The sequence below is a fragment of the Escherichia coli genome (assembly GCF_036503815.1).
GTDB lineage: Bacteria > Pseudomonadota > Gammaproteobacteria > Enterobacterales > Enterobacteriaceae > Escherichia > Escherichia coli_F.
The window spans coordinates 2,165,977-2,184,031 of sequence record NZ_AP027764.1 but is presented as its reverse complement, the minus strand read 5'-3'; the positions used below and the strand labels follow the sequence as shown (position 1 = coordinate 2,184,031).

At 51.0% G+C, this 18,055-nt stretch carries 17 protein-coding genes; 7 read left to right on the top strand and 10 right to left on the bottom strand.

Translation table 11 applies throughout. The features are described from left to right. Nucleotides 1–25: 25 nt before the first annotated feature. Together nudB and aspS are read right to left on the bottom strand one after the other, a co-directional pair. Nucleotides 26–478 (bottom strand): dihydroneopterin triphosphate diphosphatase, encoded by a 453-nt coding sequence (nudB, locus tag AABJ99_RS10420; RefSeq protein ID WP_077626310.1) that lies wholly within the window; start codon nucleotides 476–478, stop codon nucleotides 26–28. Further along, nucleotides 471–2,243: an aspartate--tRNA ligase gene (aspS, locus tag AABJ99_RS10415; RefSeq protein ID WP_001258663.1), complete on the bottom strand. Its 1,773-nt coding sequence runs from the start codon at nucleotides 2,241–2,243 to the stop codon at nucleotides 471–473. Before aspS ends, nudB begins: the two co-directional genes overlap by 8 nt. Nucleotides 2,244–2,552: 309 nt before the next feature. On the opposite strand from aspS, the gene yecD reads away from it, so the two are divergent. Genes yecD through cmoB form a run of 5 tightly spaced genes read left to right on the top strand, consistent with a single transcriptional unit; the run spans nucleotide 2,553 to nucleotide 6,134 of the window. Beyond that, nucleotides 2,553–3,119, top strand: a complete 567-nt coding sequence (yecD, locus tag AABJ99_RS10410) for a hydrolase (protein ID WP_000891620.1) — start codon at nucleotides 2,553–2,555, stop codon at nucleotides 3,117–3,119. Beyond that, nucleotides 3,116–3,934 carry a DUF72 domain-containing protein gene (yecE, locus tag AABJ99_RS10405; protein ID WP_039020718.1) on the top strand — a complete coding sequence of 273 codons (819 nt, stop codon included), beginning with the start codon at nucleotides 3,116–3,118 and terminating at the stop codon, nucleotides 3,932–3,934. Before yecD ends, yecE begins: the two co-directional genes overlap by 4 nt. Nucleotides 3,935–3,986: 52 nt before the next feature. Further along, nucleotides 3,987–4,382: an MAPEG family protein gene (gene yecN / locus AABJ99_RS10400; protein ID WP_000252980.1), complete on the top strand. Its 396-nt coding sequence runs from the start codon at nucleotides 3,987–3,989 to the stop codon at nucleotides 4,380–4,382. Between the two features lie 40 nt (nucleotides 4,383–4,422). Further along, nucleotides 4,423–5,166, top strand: a complete 744-nt coding sequence (gene cmoA / locus AABJ99_RS10395; protein ID WP_000019597.1) for a carboxy-S-adenosyl-L-methionine synthase CmoA — start codon at nucleotides 4,423–4,425, stop codon at nucleotides 5,164–5,166. Beyond that, nucleotides 5,163–6,134 carry a tRNA 5-methoxyuridine(34)/uridine 5-oxyacetic acid(34) synthase CmoB gene (cmoB, locus tag AABJ99_RS10390; RefSeq protein WP_000564757.1) on the top strand — a complete coding sequence of 324 codons (972 nt, stop codon included), beginning with the start codon at nucleotides 5,163–5,165 and terminating at the stop codon, nucleotides 6,132–6,134. Before cmoA ends, cmoB begins: the two co-directional genes overlap by 4 nt. A gap of 164 nt (nucleotides 6,135–6,298) precedes the next feature. On the opposite strand, the gene torZ is transcribed toward cmoB, so the two are convergent. From torZ to yecM, 4 genes are all read right to left on the bottom strand, one after another. After that, nucleotides 6,299–8,728, bottom strand: coding sequence for a trimethylamine N-oxide reductase TorZ (gene torZ, locus AABJ99_RS10385; protein WP_039020717.1), 2,430 nt, complete (start codon nucleotides 8,726–8,728; stop codon nucleotides 6,299–6,301). A 24-nt stretch (nucleotides 8,729–8,752) separates the two neighbouring features. Further along, a complete protein-coding gene (gene torY, locus AABJ99_RS10380; RefSeq protein ID WP_032184432.1) occupies nucleotides 8,753–9,853 on the bottom strand; it encodes a NapC/NirT family cytochrome c in 1,101 nt (366 codons plus the stop codon). Nucleotides 9,854–10,238: 385 nt separating this feature from the next. Beyond that, nucleotides 10,239–10,985 carry a copper homeostasis protein CutC gene (gene cutC / locus AABJ99_RS10375; RefSeq protein WP_039020716.1) on the bottom strand — a complete coding sequence of 249 codons (747 nt, stop codon included), beginning with the start codon at nucleotides 10,983–10,985 and terminating at the stop codon, nucleotides 10,239–10,241. A gap of 13 nt (nucleotides 10,986–10,998) precedes the next feature. After that, the gene (gene yecM / locus AABJ99_RS10370; protein WP_032303226.1) at nucleotides 10,999–11,565 is read right to left on the bottom strand and encodes a VOC family protein; all 567 of its coding nucleotides are present in this window, start codon (nucleotides 11,563–11,565) and stop codon (nucleotides 10,999–11,001) included. A gap of 215 nt (nucleotides 11,566–11,780) precedes the next feature. On the opposite strand from yecM, the gene argS reads away from it, so the two are divergent. Beyond that, nucleotides 11,781–13,514, top strand: coding sequence for an arginine--tRNA ligase (gene argS / locus AABJ99_RS10365; protein ID WP_039020715.1), 1,734 nt, complete (start codon nucleotides 11,781–11,783; stop codon nucleotides 13,512–13,514). A gap of 41 nt (nucleotides 13,515–13,555) precedes the next feature. On the opposite strand, the gene yecV is transcribed toward argS, so the two are convergent. Continuing rightward, a complete protein-coding gene (yecV, locus tag AABJ99_RS10360; RefSeq protein WP_211180499.1) occupies nucleotides 13,556–13,600 on the bottom strand; it encodes a protein YecV in 45 nt (14 codons plus the stop codon). A gap of 90 nt (nucleotides 13,601–13,690) precedes the next feature. Here yecV and yecT point away from each other — a divergent pair, with 90 nt between their 5' ends. Then, a complete protein-coding gene (gene yecT, locus AABJ99_RS10355; RefSeq protein WP_001370468.1) occupies nucleotides 13,691–14,179 on the top strand; it encodes a lysozyme inhibitor LprI family protein in 489 nt (162 codons plus the stop codon). Nucleotides 14,180–14,299: 120 nt separating this feature from the next. Here the strand turns inward: yecT and flhE are convergent, their stop codons facing one another. The 3 genes from flhE to flhB are packed head-to-tail and all read right to left on the bottom strand — an operon-like array spanning nucleotide 14,300 to nucleotide 17,911. Then, on the bottom strand, nucleotides 14,300–14,692 hold the full coding sequence (gene flhE, locus AABJ99_RS10350) for a flagellar protein FlhE (RefSeq protein ID WP_001202066.1): 393 nt from the start codon (nucleotides 14,690–14,692) through the stop codon (nucleotides 14,300–14,302). Beyond that, nucleotides 14,692–16,770, bottom strand: a complete 2,079-nt coding sequence (gene flhA / locus AABJ99_RS10345) for a flagellar biosynthesis protein FlhA (RefSeq protein ID WP_000066967.1) — start codon at nucleotides 16,768–16,770, stop codon at nucleotides 14,692–14,694. Before flhA ends, flhE begins: the two co-directional genes overlap by 1 nt. Continuing rightward, nucleotides 16,763–17,911 carry a flagellar biosynthesis protein FlhB gene (gene flhB / locus AABJ99_RS10340; protein WP_039020714.1) on the bottom strand — a complete coding sequence of 383 codons (1,149 nt, stop codon included), beginning with the start codon at nucleotides 17,909–17,911 and terminating at the stop codon, nucleotides 16,763–16,765. The genes flhA and flhB overlap by 8 nt, the downstream gene beginning before the upstream one ends. Nucleotides 17,912–18,055 lie beyond the last annotated feature (144 nt).

Genomic DNA, 18,055 nt, shown 5'->3' with positions numbered 1-18,055 from the left:
AATATCTCCAGGTAGCCCTGCCTGTTCAGGCAGCGTTAATTACAAACTGTTCAATCGCCTGCCGGTTGCTCCATGACTTTGTGAGCGCCGCCGCAGCATGCGCATCAAGCCATTTGTAGGCCAGATGTTCAGTGAAAACGATCTGGCGCTCGTGCGGGAGTGCAAGACAGAACCAGGATTCCGTATTACGCGTTACGCCCGGCGCATAGCGATGACGTAAATGTGAAAAAATTTCAAACTCCACCGTGCGCTGACAGTCAATTAAGGTCAGTTGTTCAGCGACAACATCAATGGTGACCTCTTCCTTTACTTCGCGCATGGCGGCTTGCGGCGCGGTTTCACCCTCTTCCACACTGCCGGTTACCGACTGCCAGAAATCGGGATCATCACGCCGCTGTAACATCAGCACCCGTTTCGTATCTTGCGCATAAATAACCACCAGAATAGAAACGGGACGCTTATAAGTCATATCAATTATTCTCTGCCTTCTTCACAACCTGAATGCTCAGCTCGGACAGAGCAGTCGGGTTAGCAAAGCTTGGCGCTTCGGTCATCAGACACGCTGCCGCCGTGGTTTTCGGGAAGGCGATAACGTCACGGATGTTGTCGGTACCGGTCAGCAGCATGGTCAGACGGTCAAGACCGAATGCCAGACCTGCGTGCGGCGGAGTACCGTATTTCAGGGCGTCTAGCAGGAAGCCGAATTTCTCGCGCTGTTCCTCTTCGTTGATCCCCAGAATACCAAACACCGTCTGCTGCATATCCCCATTATGGATACGCACAGAACCACCGCCCACTTCGTAACCATTGATGACCATATCGTAAGCGTTCGCCACCGCATTTTCCGGTGCAGCTTTCAACTCTGCCGCCGTCATATCTTTCGGTGAGGTGAACGGATGGTGCATTGCCGTCAGGCCGCCTTCACCGTCGTCTTCAAACATCGGGAAGTCGATAACCCATAGCGGTGCCCATTTGCTTTCGTCGGTCAGACCAAGGTCTTTACCCACTTTCAGACGCAATGCGCCCATCGCGTCGGCAACAATTTTCTTGTTATCAGCACCGAAGAAAATCATATCGCCATCTTGCGCGGCAGTACGATCCAGGATGGCTTCGATGATTTCAGCGTTGAGGAACTTCGCTACCGGGCTGTTGATACCTTCCAGACCTTTCGCACGTTCGTTAACTTTGATGTACGCCAGACCTTTCGCGCCGTAGATTTTAACGAAGTTACCGTATTCGTCGATCTGCTTACGGGTCAGCGATGCGCCCCCCGGAACACGCAGAGCAGCAACGCGGCCTTTCGGATCGTTCGCCGGACCTGCGAATACCGCGAACTCAACGGATTTCAGCAGATCAGCAACGTCAGTCAGTTCCATCGGGTTACGCAGATCCGGTTTATCAGAACCATAACGGCGTTCTGCTTCCGCAAAGGTCATTACAGGGAAATCACCGAGATCCACGCCCTTCACTTCCAGCCACAAATGGCGTACCAGCGCTTCCATCACTTCACGCACTTGCGGCGCGGTCATGAAAGAGGTTTCCACATCGATCTGGGTGAATTCAGGCTGACGATCAGCACGCAGGTCTTCGTCACGAAAGCATTTTACAATCTGATAGTAGCGGTCAAAACCAGACATCATCAGCAGCTGTTTGAACAGCTGCGGAGACTGCGGCAGTGCGTAGAATTTCCCTTTGTGCACACGAGAAGGCACCAGGTAGTCACGCGCGCCTTCCGGCGTGGCTTTGGTCAGCATCGGAGTTTCGATGTCGAGGAAGCCGTGGTCATCCATAAAACGGCGCACCAGGCTGGTGATTTTAGCGCGGGTTTTCAGGCGCTGAGCCATTTCCGGGCGACGCAGGTCGAGGTAGCGGTATTTCAGACGCGCTTCTTCGGTGTTGACGTGGTTAGAGTCAAGCGGCAGAACGTCTGCGCGGTTGATGATGGTCAGCGAGGAGGCCAGCACTTCGATTTCGCCGGTCGCCATATCGCGGTTGATATTTTTTTCGTCACGCGCACGTACGGTGCCCGTGACCTGAATGCAGAACTCATTACGCAGTTCAGAGGCCAGCTTTAACGCGTCCGCACGATCCGGATCGAAAAATACCTGCACGATACCTTCGCGGTCGCGCATATCGATGAAGATCAGGCTACCAAGATCACGACGACGGTTGACCCAACCACACAGAGTCACCTGCTGCCCCACGTGGGACAAACGGAGCTGTCCACAATATTCTGTACGCATGAGATATCCCTTAACTTAGCTGCCGGCGGATGCCCCCTGCTGCGCAGGTGACCAAGTCGCAGCGTTAGCTGTATGTCACAACTGAATGAAAAAAGGCGGCTATTATACTGGAAATTCTGCCGCACCGTAAGAGCCTGGCCCGCGCTGGAACGCCTCGTTACCACTTTATATCGGGCCTGAAATCAGACTCTACGCCAGTTTGCTATAAAGGTGTTGCCCGAACTCATAAAAATTAACAAAATTTGTCGTTCCGCCATCGGCTAATCGCATTAAGGTGAGAGGCACGATTTTGTTTTGTCAGGAGTCATCATGCTTGAACTTAATGCTAAAACCACTGCGCTGGTGGTGATTGATTTACAAGAAGGCATCTTACCTTTTGCCGGTGGCCCGCATACTGCCGATGAGGTGGTTAATCGCGCCGGGAAGCTGGCGGCGAAATTTCGCGCGAGCGGTCAGCCCGTGTTTCTGGTGCGCGTTGGCTGGTCTGCCGATTATGCCGAAGCATTAAAACAGCCGGTTGATGCCCCCTCCCCCGCTAAAGTGTTACCCGAAAACTGGTGGCAACATCCTGCTGCATTAGGTGCAACCGACAGCGATATCGAAATCATCAAACGTCAATGGGGTGCGTTTTACGGTACGGATCTGGAGTTGCAATTACGCCGCCGGGGTATCGATACAATAGTGTTATGTGGGATCTCGACCAATATCGGTGTTGAATCCACCGCCCGCAATGCCTGGGAACTCGGTTTTAATCTGGTGATTGCCGAAGACGCCTGTAGCGCCGCCAGTGCGGAACAACACAATAACAGCATCAACCATATCTACCCACGCATCGCCCGTGTGCGCAGCGTGGAAGAGATCCTCCACGCGTTATGATTTACATCGGTCTGCCACAATGGTCGCATCCTAATTGGGTGCGTCTGGGGATAACCAGCCTGGAAGAATATGCCCGCCACTTTAACTGTGTGGAGGGCAACACCACGCTATACGCTCTGCCGAAACCCGAGGTTGTCCTGCGCTGGCGTGAGCAGACCACAGATAATTTTCGCTTCTGTTTTAAGTTTCCGGCGACCATTTCGCATCAGGCAGCATTACGGCATTGCGATGATTTAGTAACTGAATTTTTGACTCGCTTGTCACCGTTAGCGCCGCGCATTGGGCAATACTGGCTGCAACTGCCTGCCACATTTGGCCCACGGGATCTGCCTGCGCTTTGGCATTTTCTCGACTCTCTTCCCGGCGAGTTTAATTATGGTGTGGAAGTCCGCCATCCACAGTTTTTCGCCAAAGGGGAAGAGGAACAAACACTTAATCGCGGTTTACATCAGCGCAGCGTTAATCGGGTGATTTTAGACAGCCGCCCGGTTCATGCAGCACGCCCACACAGTGAAGCTATTCGCGACGCTCAACGGAAAAAACCTAAAGTTCCCGTACATGCTGTGCTGACGGCGACAAATCCGCTGATCCGTTTTATCGGTAGTGATGATATGACGCAAAACCGAGAGTTGTTTCAGGTTTGGTTACAAAAATTAGCGCAGTGGCATCAGACCACTACGCCTTATCTTTTTTTACATACGCCAGATATTGCCCAGGCCCCGGAACTGGTACATACCCTGTGGGAAGACTTACGTAAAACGCTTCCAGAGATCGGAGCAGTTCCGGCTATTCCACAGCAATCTTCTCTTTTCTGAATTTGCCACCTATCATAGACAGGTGCCATCGGCCATTTTAAAGGGAGTTTGTATGGTAAGCGCGCTGTATGCCGTTTTAAGTGCGTTGTTATTAATGAAGTTCTCTTTTGATGTCGTTCGCCTGCGTATGCAGTACCGCGTTGCCTATGGTGACGGCGGTTTTAGCGAACTGCAAAGCGCTATTCGCATTCATGGTAACGCGGTGGAGTATATTCCCATCGCGATTGTGTTGATGCTGTTTATGGAAATGAATGGCGCCGAAACCTGGATGGTGCATATTTGCGGCATCGTTTTGCTTGCTGGTCGTCTGATGCATTATTACGGTTTTCATCACCGTCTGTTCCGCTGGCGACGTTCTGGCATGAGCGCCACCTGGTGTGCGCTGTTGCTGATGGTGCTGGCGAATCTTTGGTATATGCCCTGGGAGTTGGTTTTCTCCCTGCGTTAGCGCACAATACGCCACTTTCTTTTTCCCGGATTTTTACGTTATGTCTCACCGCGACACGCTATTTTCTGCCCCTATCGCCAGACTGGGCGACTGGACCTTTGATGAACGGGTAGCCGAAGTCTTCCCGGATATGATCCAGCGTTCCGTTCCCGGCTACTCCAATATTATTTCCATGATTGGTATGTTAGCCGAACGCTTCGTTCAACCTGGTACGCAGGTTTACGATCTGGGTTGTTCTCTGGGCGCGGCGACGCTCTCAGTGCGTCGCAATATTCATCATGATAATTGCAAAATTATCGCCATCGACAACTCTCCGGCAATGATTGAACGCTGCCGTCGTCATATTGACGCTTATAAAGCCCCTACGCCAGTAGACGTTATTGAAGGTGATATTCGCGATATCACCATTGAAAACGCATCGATGGTTGTGCTGAATTTTACCCTGCAATTCCTGGAACCTTCAGAGCGTCAGGCGTTACTGGATAAAATTTATCAAGGGCTGAATCCGGGCGGCGCGCTGGTGCTTTCAGAAAAATTCAGTTTCGAAGATGCCAAAGTTGGTGAACTGCTGTTCAACATGCACCACGACTTTAAACGTGCCAACGGTTACAGCGAACTGGAGATCAGCCAGAAGCGCAGCATGCTGGAAAACGTGATGCTAACCGATTCTGTGGAAACCCATAAAGCTCGCCTGCATCAAGCCGGTTTTGAACATAGCGAGCTGTGGTTCCAGTGCTTTAACTTTGGTTCACTGGTGGCTTTAAAAGCAGAGGACGCTGCATGATCGACTTTGGTAACTTTTATTCTCTGATTGCCAAAAATCATCTTTCACACTGGCTGGAAACGCTGCCCGCGCAGATTGCCAGCTGGCAGCGCGAACAGCAGCACGGTCTGTTTAAACAGTGGTCCAATGCGGTGGAGTTTCTGCCTGAAATTAAACCGTATCGTCTTGATTTACTACATAGCGTGACGGCAGAAAGCGAAGAGCCACTGAGCGCAGGGCAGATTAAGCGCATTGAAACACTGATGCGCAACCTCATGCCGTGGCGCAAAGGGCCGTTTTCACTGTATGGCGTGAACATCGATACCGAATGGCGTTCTGACTGGAAATGGGATCGTGTTCTGCCCCATCTTTCTGATTTAACCGGGCGCACCATTCTTGATGTCGGCTGCGGCAGCGGTTATCACATGTGGCGCATGATTGGCGCAGGTGCGCACCTCGCGGTGGGGATCGACCCTACGCAACTGTTTCTTTGCCAGTTTGAAGCGGTGCGTAAACTGCTGGGTAACGATCAGCGCGCGCATCTGCTGCCGTTAGGTATTGAACAACTTCCGGCACTGAAAGCCTTTGATACCGTCTTTTCGATGGGCGTGCTTTACCATCGTCGTTCACCGCTGGAGCATCTCTGGCAGTTAAAAGATCAACTGGTGAATGAAGGTGAACTGGTGCTGGAAACACTGGTTATTGATGGCGATGAAAATACCGTCCTGGTGCCAGGCGATCGTTACGCGCAAATGCGTAATGTTTATTTCATCCCGTCAGCCCTGGCGTTGAAAAACTGGCTGAAGAAGTGTGGTTTTGTTGATATCCGCATTGCGGATGTGAGCGTTACCACGACCGAAGAGCAGCGACGCACCGAATGGATGGTTACTGAATCGCTGGCCGATTTTCTCGACCCGCATGATCCGGGTAAGACGGTAGAAGGTTATCCGGCACCTAAACGCGCGGTGTTGATTGCGCGTAAGCCGTAAAGGTCTGGTATTACTGCCAGATGCGGCGTGAACGCCTTATCCGGCCTACAAAGCCTTTTTAATTCAATATGTTGCAGGGACTATGTAGGTCTGATAAGCATAGCGCATCAGGCAGTTTTACGTTTGCATAACCTCAGCGCCCGTTTCCGGGCGCTTTTCACGTCTTATGCCTGAACAGCTGGCTGATCAAACGCCGTTAACTTCGGTGCATTGCCTGTATATTTTTCGATATACACCAGCGCAGAGTTACCGGCACAGGCATTTGCCAGCTGAGAGCTGGGGATATCCGCCGTTAACACGTTCGCACTGCCGTTTTTACACAAGCCATTTTCCAGATCTGGCCATGCACCTTCATGCACGCATACCACGCCTTTTTTGATCCCGTCAGTCACCACCGCGCCTGTCAGAATCTGACCACGTTTGTTCCAGACACGCACCAGATCGCCATTCGCAATACCAAAGCGAGCAGCATCTTCGGTGTGAATAGTGATCGGTTCACGATCGGCAACCGCATATTTTTTACGCAGTTCCGCATAGTTAAGCTGACTGTGTAAACGGTGTGCCGGATGTGCGGTCAGAAGCTGCAACTGCTTCTCGTCGGCGGAACCTTTCCACTCATCAGGCGCAAGCCAAGTTGGGTGTGCCGGGCAATCCTTATAGCCAAATTTTTCCAGCGTTTTGGAGTAAATCTCAATTTTGCCGCTTGGCGTACCCAGCGCATTTTTCACCGGATCGGCGCGGAAATCAGCATAACGAACGTACTGTTCGTTCTTCTCGCTGCGGCGCATTTCGATCAGTTTATTTTGCTGCCAGAAAGCATTAAACATCGGCATAGTCACGCGTTGCGCACGCGCACCTTTCTGAGCGGCATCATAGAAAAATTTCAGCCACGCCATTTCATCTCTACCTTCGGTATAGATCTCTTTTCCGCCAGGTTTGAGTAATTCAGCAAGATCGGCAAACACATCAAAATCGTTACGCGCTTCAAATTGCGGAGCGACAGCCTGCTTCATCGGTACAATATGCTGGTTGCTGTAATCACCGGTCATCGTCAAGTCATTGCGCTCAAACGATGTAGTGATCGGTAATACGATATCTGCATGTTTAGCAGCTGCGGTCCAGTAGCATTCAGAAACGACGATCATCTCCGGTTTCTGCCATGCTTTAATCAGACGATTGGTATCCTGGTGATGGGTAAAGTTACCGCCACCCGCCCACCAGATCATTTTGATATTCGGATACGTTTGTTCTTTACCGTTATGCTGATATTTGCCGCCAGGATTTTCCAGCGCATCAACAATACGGGCGACAGGAATCGCCGTCATTCCGCCATCATCAGCTTCCTCGCTGGCCTGTCCGGCAATCGCCGCAGACATTTCCGGCAGCACGCCGCCAACACGCGTCGGGTTGCCACCGTTTGAGTAATGATAAGAGAAACCAAACCCGCCGCCCGGTGTACCAATCTGCCCTAACATCGCCGCCAGCGTCACCAGCATCCAGTGTTTCTGTTCACCATATTGCTGGCGTTGAATTCCCCAGCCTGCCATCAGCATTGTGCGATTCGCCGCCATCAGTTCGGCGAGTTTGACTATCTGCGCTTCCGCTACGCCAGTAATTTCCGCCGCCCAGGCCGCGTTCTTCGGCGTATTATCGCTCTTACCTGTGAGGTACTCTTCAAATTGCGGATATCCGGTGGTGTATTTTTCAAGGAACACTTTGTCGTGTTTGCCTTGTGTCATCAGGGTATGCGCAATCCCCAACATCAGCGCCACGTCGGTGCCCATATTTGGCGCGATCCAGGTAGCATTGTCGCCAAAGAACTCAATAGTTTCGGAACGAATAGGGTCGATAGCAATCACTGGTTTGCCAGATTTTTTCAGCTGATGGAAGTATTCCAGCCCTTGCTCATCGGTACTGCTCCAGGCAATTTTTAAGGTATTCAGCGGGTTCATCCCCCACAACACCACCACCTGACTGTTTTCCAGAATCAGTGGCCAGGAGGTCTGCTGTTCATACACCTCCACGGAACCCACCACGTGCGGCATGATTACCTGTGCCGCCCCGGTTGAATAATCGCCGCTATGCCCTGAATAACCGCCCGCAAGATTCATATAACGTTGCAGTAAGGTTTGAGCTTTATGTAACACGCCAGAAGAGCGCCAGCCGTAAGATCCGGCAAAAATGGCCGATGGTCCGTTAGCTTTGCGAATGCGATCGTGTTGCTCATGAATAAGTTTTAATGCTTGTTCCCAGCTCACCTGTACATAAGTATCTTCGCCACGACCTTTCGCCGGTTGCAGTGGATTATCAAGAAAGCTTTTTCTCACCATCGGATGCTGAATACGCGCCGTGGTGTGTACCTGATCCACCGCTGTAGACTGTAAGGAGTTTGGTATGGTTTTCGCCAGCGCGCCTGTTGAAGAAACAATCTTCCCGTCCTTCACTTCTACGTTCATCGCTCCCCAACGGCCTGCGGTGAGGATTTTGCCGCCCTTCTCTTCTGCCCATGCAGGTAACGGTGCAGCCGATGTCACCACCAGCGCCCCAGCGGCAATACCGCTGTGTTTAATAAATTCACGTCTTGTTAATGTCATAACTTCCTCCCTGATCAACGAGGATCACTGTTTCTCGGTAATATCTTTGGCGTTGTACTGGAAGTACCGCGTCAAAATGTCCAGTTCGTTTTCGCTCATGCTGGTTCGCGCACCCATTCCTTTGGCAATGGACGGCCATGCATTGACGGTGTAATGGTCGGAGGCAATAGGGGCATGGCAACCAGCGCAATAGGTATCGTCAAGTTTTTCAGCGTATTGCCATAGCGGTTTACGGTCCGCTAATGCGGGATCGGTAAGCACACCCTGTAAAGACGCCTGACGCCATTGATTGCCGTATTCGTCAGCCTGCCATTCCCCGTTTACCGTTAACGCCTTGATACCTTCTTCACTTAATGTGGCTAGCGCCAGCCGTTGACCTGCCGCCAGGTAGAGCGTGTTTTCACTGCCCTGCATTTGATAACCCTGCAACAGAACGATCGGCTGTTTGCCACTGGCATCAACGACGGTGAGATCGGTACCAGGATTCACGGTAGCCAGCTCGCCTATGCGAGAAGTTTTGAAAGGATAAATATGTGCGCCATTGGTAACTGAAGTAGCGGCCTGACTTTCCAGCTCATGCGCCGCGTTGTCATCCATTTTTATTTCTGGTGGAAAATGGGCAATGCCTTTATGACAATCGATACAGGTTTCGCCGTCCTTTTGCGCTTTGTTATGCATTTTCTGCGCAGATTCACTTTGCGAGGCAATATCCATGGCATCAAAAGAATGGCAACTACGACACGTTGCAGAATCAGTTGCTTTTAATTCTTTCCATACTGTTTCGGCCATTTCCTGACGATGCGCTTCGAACTTATCGTCACTGTCTATTTTGCCGCTAACAAATTCATGATAAATATCTTTAGAAGCTTTTAATTTAGCAAATAAATAATCCACCCCTGACTTTGGAATATGGCAATCGGCACATTCCGCACGTATCCCTTTCTGGTTAGAAAAATGGACAGTTCCCTGATATTCCTCAAAAGGTTTACTCATCGAGTGGCAGGAAAGGCAAAATGCGGTATCCGACGTTTTATGTAAGGCTTTTTGCGCCAGTAATAACCCGCCGCCACCAACCACAACCGTTATCAGCAAAAATAATAACCCAATGCGTTTTTTCCCTCGCATAGATTCCTCTAATTAATTCCAGAACACCGAAATCATTGTATAATTAAATATACAACGAATTGACCGCTTGCATAATTCGGCACAACACTGCCTGAAATAATCGATAAAGAATATGATTTATTACAATGTAATCATTAATTGCTAAGGAATAACCCAGTTGTTATTTAGAATATATATTTGTCAGTTTTAGTAATTTAAATTACATAATTAATATGAATATATAAAAATTTTTAGCACAACGCTATGCGCACTGTCACGCGCTCAACTGATCACAGAAATCGTTCGTTTTTTATACTTCTCGGGGATAAAAAAAGGCCCCTGTTGAAATTGCAGGGGCCTGGTACGAGCAAGCATCATATTGGGCGACATGATGCAACGGTAAAAATCATTTGGCCTGACGGCGTTCAATGATTCCTTTCATTTCTGCAACCGCCGCCCCGTCTACGACATAACGCGAATACTCGTCCGCGTGTGCATCTGATGACATGGACAATCCTTGATTACGATAACGCATTGGTGAGGCTTGCCAAGCTCCCGCGGAGCTATGGACTTCCAGCACTCCGGCATCGAGGAAGTGGTGCAGGTTTTCTGCACGGACTCCTGCTCCGGCCATAATGATTGGAGCATCACCATGGGCAATAAGTTCCATAATTTTTGATAAACCTTGCAGTGCGTCTGATTTTTGCCCTGATGTCAGTACCCGAGCAACGCCCAATTCCGCAAGATTATTGAGTGTTTTTAAAGGGTTAGCGCACATATCGAAGGCGCGATGAAAAGTCACTGCCAGCGGACCGGCAACAGCCATTATTTTTTCCATTCGTGGCATATCGACATTCCCGTCAACATCGAGAACGCCCGTCACCAGTCCAGGAAAACCTAATTCGCGGACTGTGCGCACATCCTCAAGAATGGCGGCAAACTCACCGTCGCTGTAGCAAAAATCACCACCGCGTGGGCGAATAATTGGATGCACAGGGATCGTCACCCGCTGGCGCACGGATTTCAATACCCCCAACGACGGCGTTAAGCCCCCCTCTTTTGGGGCTGCGCATAATTCAACTCTGTCTGCGCCGTTTTGCTGCGCCATTAGCGCGCATTCCATGCTGTAACAGCAAATTTCCAGTAATGCCATTTTTGCTCCTTAATTACGCCGACTGCTCGCTGGCAACGATCTCTTCAATGGACCACGGATGAAATTTAATGGTCGTTTTGCCATCGGTGACCGCCAGCGTCGGGTTCGGTAATCGCTCATGCTCACCTTTTGGCGAACTGGTTTTAACTGAGATCCCCGGCAGGCTGAGTCCTTCATCAGAAAGCAATGCCAGCGCACGGGAATTCAGCGTTTCTGGATCGCCCGGCAGAACGATTTCAATATGTTCCCAACCTTCGTGCGGGTAACGTTTTTCCCCGGGCCACGGTAGCTCCACAATGGAAAACTGCCAGTGCGCAACCTGTACCGGTTCATGCAATTTAAACAGACAAATCGGCCTGCCATTGATCATATTTTCTGACAAAAGCTCGCCGCACTGTTCAAACCCGCGACGCCAGCGTTCAGCGGTGACGTTTTGATGGCAACGCAAAGAAATGTGATCGGCAGTCAGTGGAGTGATATCCAACCCAAGACGGCGAGAAAGTTCATCTAATGCGTGGGTAAATCGCGGTAAATCCAATGCAATATCCTGCAGCTCGTCGATAGATTGCCAGTTCGCCATAATCACTCTTCGTCTTTCAGTAAAAGCGTTAATTTACCCTGTTGCCCTGCGCCAACCAACCGCTGATTTCACGCCGCTTCTGATGCAATAGTGAAAACGGCAATACACCACGCGCATGTTGCTGACGAAAACAGCCATTTGCAGTATACTCCCGCCCTAATTTCTTTAACTGGTGCGGGCAATTTTTGCTCGCTTCATCAATGTAAGGTATTCCGGTGAATATTCAGGCTCTTCTCTCAGAAAAAGTCCGTCAGGCCATGATTGCGGCAGGCGCGCCTGCGGATTGCGAACCGCAGGTTCGTCAGTCAGCAAAAGTTCAGTTCGGCGACTATCAGGCTAACGGCATGATGGCAGTTGCTAAAAAACTGGGTATGGCACCGCGACAATTAGCAGAGCAGGTGCTGACTCATCTGGATCTTAACGGTATCGCCAGCAAGGTTGAGATCGCCGGACCAGGCTTTATCAACATTTTCCTTGATCCGGCATTCCTGGCTGAACATGTTCAGCAGGCGCTGGCGTCCGATCGTCTCGGTGTTGCTACGCCAGAAAAACAGACCATTGTGGTTGACTACTCTGCGCCAAACGTGGCGAAAGAGATGCACGTTGGTCACCTGCGCTCTACCATTATTGGTGACGCAGCAGTTCGTACTCTGGAGTTCCTCGGTCACAAAGTGATTCGCGCAAACCACGTCGGCGACTGGGGCACTCAGTTCGGTATGCTGATTGCATGGCTGGAAAAGCAGCAGCAGGAAAATGCCGGTGAAATGGAGCTGGCTGATCTTGAAGGTTTCTACCGCGATGCGAAAAAGCATTACGATGAAGATGAAGCGTTCGCTGAGCGTGCACGTAACTACGTGGTAAAACTGCAAAGCGGTGACGAATACTTCCGTGAGATGTGGCGCAAACTAGTCGACATCACCATGACGCAGAACCAGATCACCTACGATCGTCTGAACGTGACGCTGACTCGTGATGACGTGATGGGCGAAAGCCTGTACAACCCGATGCTGCCGGGTATCGTGGCTGATCTCAAAGCCAAAGGTCTGGCTGTAGAAAGCGAAGGCGCAACCGTCGTATTCCTTGATGAGTTCAAAAACAAGGAAGGCGAACCGATGGGCGTGATCATTCAGAAGAAAGATGGTGGCTATCTCTACACCACCACTGATATCGCCTGTGCGAAATATCGTTATGAAACATTGCATGCCGATCGCGTGCTGTATTACATCGACTCCCGTCAGCATCAACACCTGATGCAGGCGTGGGCGATCGTCCGTAAAGCAGGCTATGTGCCGGAATCCGTACCGCTGGAACACCATATGTTCGGCATGATGCTGGGCAAAGACGGCAAACCGTTCAAAACGCGTGCTGGCGGTACGGTGAAACTGGCCGATCTGCTGGATGAAGCCCTGGAACGCGCACGCCGTCTGGTGGCAGAGAAGAACCCGGATATGCCAGCCGATGAGCTGGAAAAACTGGCTAATGCGGTTGGTATTGGTGCGGTTAAATACGCAGATCTATCCAAAAACCGTACCACTGACTACATCTTCGACTGGGACAACATGCTGGCGTTTGAGGGTAATACCGCGCCATACATGCAGTATGCTTACACGCGTGTATTGTCCGTGTTCCGTAAAGCAGAAATTAACGAAGAGCAACTGGCTGCAGCCCCGGTAATCATCCGTGAAGATCGTGAGGCACAACTGGCAGCTCGCCTGCTGCAGTTTGAAGAAACCCTCACCGTGGTTGCCCGTGAAGGCACGCCGCATGTAATGTGTGCTTACCTGTACGATCTGGCCGGTCTGTTCTCTGGCTTCTACGAGCACTGCCCGATCCTCAGCGCAGAAAACGAAGAAGTGCGTAACAGTCGTCTGAAACTGGCACAACTGACGGCGAAGACGCTGAAGCTGGGCCTGGATACGCTGGGTATTGAGACAGTAGAGCGTATGTAATCGATTTTTCGTGAGAGTGAAGCCTGATCAGGGTTACCTGATCAGGCTTTTTTATTGCCATCTAAATGTATTCTGAAAATGGACATGCCACTGTTTTCTCACTGTTGGATAAGAGGCCAGAAGCGTAATATCCGGCCCCAGGGAAACGATAACGGTTGAATTTAAGGAATACCGCAGTGTTTAAATTTCTTGTATTAACATTAGGCATTATCTCTTGCCAGGCTTACGCAGAAGATACGGTTATAGTCAATGACCATGACATTTCAGCCATCAAAGATTGTTGGCAAAAAAATTCAGATGATGATACTGACATTAACGTGATCAAATCATGCCTGCGACAAGAATACAATCTCGTCGATGCGCAATTAAATAAAGCTTATGGTGAAGCTTATCGTTATATAGAACAAGTACCACGCACAGGTGTCAAAAAACCTGATACCGAACAACTTAACTTGCTTAAAAAATCACAACGAGCCTGGCTGGATTTTAGGGACAAAGAATGTGAATTAATCCTTTCAAATGAAGACGTTCAGGATTTAAGTGCCCCTTATTCTGAATCAGAATGGCTCTCATGTATGATCATACAGACCAATACGCGAACTCGCCAGTTGCAGTTATACCGTAACTCTGAAGATTTTTATCCAAGCCCTTTGACAAGAGGATAATTCACATATTTTTGGCATGTTTTGTTGCAAGCTATTCCTGATAAATAATTGCAACAAAACATCGAGCCTTTTTCACTGAGTTATTAAACATGCCGCGAGCGCGTAATTTTTATTTGTCCTTCAGCGATAATTCACAATCACTTCATTACGTTGTACTTTTAGCGGCGGAATTAACCGCCCGCCGCCAGGCACTTCCCAGATAAATCGCAACGGTTCTGCCGCCGGTATACCGGAAAAGGCCACGGTGGTTCCGCTCTGCCCCTCTAATTCGACACAACGAGATTGTGAACACAAGCGAACCCGCAGCCCTACGGGAGTTGGGCCGATAAGCTGATAACGCCACGCAACCAGCGTCATCAATCCTGATGCAGGTTGTCGCGAAGAAAGAGGCGCTGACGACATCGATTCACCACGGTGATTCAACGTAACGCCCACACTGCTCGCCTGCCACATCCCCTCCCCGGCGGCTTGCGCCAGCAGCGGAAACAATAATATTGCTAATAAGGCTCTCATTATTTGCCGCCAATCGTCGCCGTCATACGGATATGTCGGTTATCTGATAGTTCCAGATTCGACAGCACCACTAACTGCGGCAGGCTGCGACGCAGGAAGCGAGACAATAATGGTCGCAGCGCGTGGTTCACCAATAATACTGGCGGCGCACCCAGCATCTCCTGACGGGATAGCGCTTCCTGAGTTTGTGCCAGTAAACGATCCGCCAGCCCAGGCTCCAGTCCGCCCCCACCCTGCAAGGCCTGTAGTAACAAACGTTCCAGCGGTGTATCGAGGCCAATAACATGGACTTCATCTTTGCCAGGAAACCACTGCTGGGTTATAGCCCGTCCTAACGCCACGCGCACGACGGCGGTTAATTCATGTGGATCGCTTTGGATGGGCGCATGTTCCGCCAGCGTTTCGAGAATGGTGCGCATATCGCGAATCGGGACTTTTTCATCGAGCAGATTTTGCAGCACTTTATGCAGTGTGGTGAGCGTGACGACGCCAGGAACGAGATCTTCCGTCAGCTTTGGCATCTCCTGAGCGACACGATCCAGCAGCTGTTGCGCCTCCTGACGACCAAACAGCTCTGCGGCATGCTGGCTTATGAGGTGGTTAAGATGCGTAGCCACCACCGTGCTGGCCTCAACCACGGTATACCCTTGAATCTGCGCCTGTTCTTTTAGCGCACTTTCAATCCAGATAGCATTCAGACCAAATGCCGGATCGACGGTCGCCTCTCCAGGTAACGTTCCAGCTGCGGTACCTGGGTTTATTGCCAACCAGCGCCCCGGATATGCATCACCACTGCCTATCTCCACGCCTTTCATCAAAATACGGTAGCGGGCAGGTTGCAGATCCATATTGTCGCGAATGTGTACTACCGGCGGCAGAAAGCCCATTTCCTGAGCAAATTTCTTGCGAATACTGCGAATACGACCCAGTAGTTCACCATCCTGCTGAAAATCGACCATCGGGATCAGTCGATAACCCACTTCCATTCCCAGAGAATCTTCCAGTTGAACATCGTTCCACGTTGCTTCGACAACGGCATTATTCTCTGCCATTTTTACCGGTTTTGGTTCGGCAGGCGCTTTTTGTTCGCGTCCGCGGATCCACCAGGCCAGCCCCAGCAATCCGGCAGTGAACAGCAAAAATACCAGGTTCGGCATTCCAGGCACCAGGCCGAGTAAACCGAGCACGGCGGCGCTTAACAACATAACGCTCGGGTTACTGAAAAGCTGATTCACCATCTGTTCGCCAACATCCTGATCGGTGCTGACGCGCGTAACGATAACCCCCGCGGCGGTAGAAATCACCAGCGCCGGAATTTGTGCTACCAGACCGTCACCAATGGTCAATAGCGTATAACTTTCCGCCGCATGTCCCATGCTCATGCCATGTTGCAGCACACCGACCAGCAATCCGCCGACAACGTTAATGACCATGATGAGGATCCCGGCGATGGCATCGCCGCGAACAAACTTACTTGCCCCGTCCATTGAGCCGTAAAAATCGGCTTCCTGAGTGACTTCACTGCGGCGTTTTTTCGCCTCATCTTCACCAATCAGTCCGGCGTTAAGGTCGGCATCAATCGCCATCTGCTTTCCTGGCATACCATCGAGAACAAAGCGCGCGCCTACTTCTGCGATACGCCCGGCACCTTTGGTAATAACCATAAAGTTGATGATCACGAGAATGACGAACACCACGATACCGATAGCGAAATTGCCACCAACGAGGAAGTGACCGAACGCTTCGACCACCTTCCCTGCCGCCGCCGCGCCAGTATGCCCTTCCATCAAAATGATACGGGTTGAAGCCACGTTAAGTGCCAGACGTAACAGCGTGGTAAACAACAGAATGGTCGGAAACGCAGCAAACTCAAGCGTGCGCTGGGTAAACATCGCGACCAGCAACACCATTATCGACAAGGCAATATTGAAGGTGAACAGCAGGTCGAGTATGAATGCGGGCAGGGGCAGCACCATCATCGACAAGATCAACAGGATCAAAATCGGTCCGGCAAGGATCTGCCATTGTGTCGATTTCAGGTTTGCGGGCAGGCGCAGCATCGCGGCCAGATTACTCATGGGTCGGTTTCTCGTTAATAAAATCCAGGGCTTCCGGCACCGGAAGATGAGTAGGTTGAACAGGGCGCTGTCCGCCAGCCAGACGCCAGCGTTTCAGTTGCCAGACCCAGGCCAGCACCTCCGCCACCGCGGCGTACAGTTGGCCTGGGATTTGTTGACCGATCTCCGCATGTCGATACAGCGCTCGCGCCAGCGGCGGCGCTTCAAGCGTCGGGACGTTATTTTCAGCGCCAATTTCACGAATGCGCAGTGCGACCAGCCCTGCACCTTTAGCGACCACTTTCGGTGCGCTCATTTTGTTTTCGTCATACTGCAACGCTACCGAATAGTGGGTCGGGTTATTGACAATGACATCCGCTTTCGGCACATCGTTCATCATCCGACGCCGTGCAGCAGCTCGCTGCATCTGACGGATCCGCCCCTTAACATGAGGGTCGCCTTCGCTTTGTTTAAACTCATCACGAATATCCTGCCGCGACATACGCAGTTTTTTCAGGTGGCTAAAAATTTGGAAAAAAACGTCAAATCCCACCATCGGAATAACACCAAGCACCACCAGCAGTGCGCATAGCCCAACCAGATCCATCGCATTACCCATGGCAGTAATCGGAGACTCAGCCATTAAGCGCATCATCTGCGGCCAGTGATGCCAGAGATAAAACCCCGTCACGCTGCCAACCAGGATGGTTTTCAAAATCGCTTTAAGCAACTCCGCGCCAGTCTGTGCCGAGAACATCCGTTTAATTCCCGGTAGTGGGTTGAGTTTGGAAAACTTTGGCTGCAAGGATTTGCCGCTAAATACCAGCCCCCCCAGCATGACCGGAGAAATGAGCGCCACCAGCACCACGCCGCTAATCAGCGGCAGCAGCCCCAACATGGCTTCTCTGATCAGCAGAATAATCTGCCCGAGGATCAGATTCGGGTCATTGATAATATTGTGATCAAAATGCAGCCCAGCGGAGAGCATGCCCGACAATCGACGGGCCAGCGACACACCGCCAAACCAGATAACACAGACGCCCACCAACAAAATCAGCAGTGAGGTCAGTTCACGGGAACGCGGGATCTGCCCCTCCTCCCGCGCTTTTTCAAGTCGGTGGGGTGTGGGGGCTTCTGTTTTGTCGTCGCTCTCGTCAGACACGTCGCCAATCCTGGAAAGAGTATTAAGCGTGAATGATACCAGAGCGAAAAGCGTTCAATGGTCTGAGTAAGGGGCAAAACAGGGGGGATTTAGGGCTTTTGCTGCACACATCAAGCATGGTGTGCGTTTGTCGGATGCGGCGTC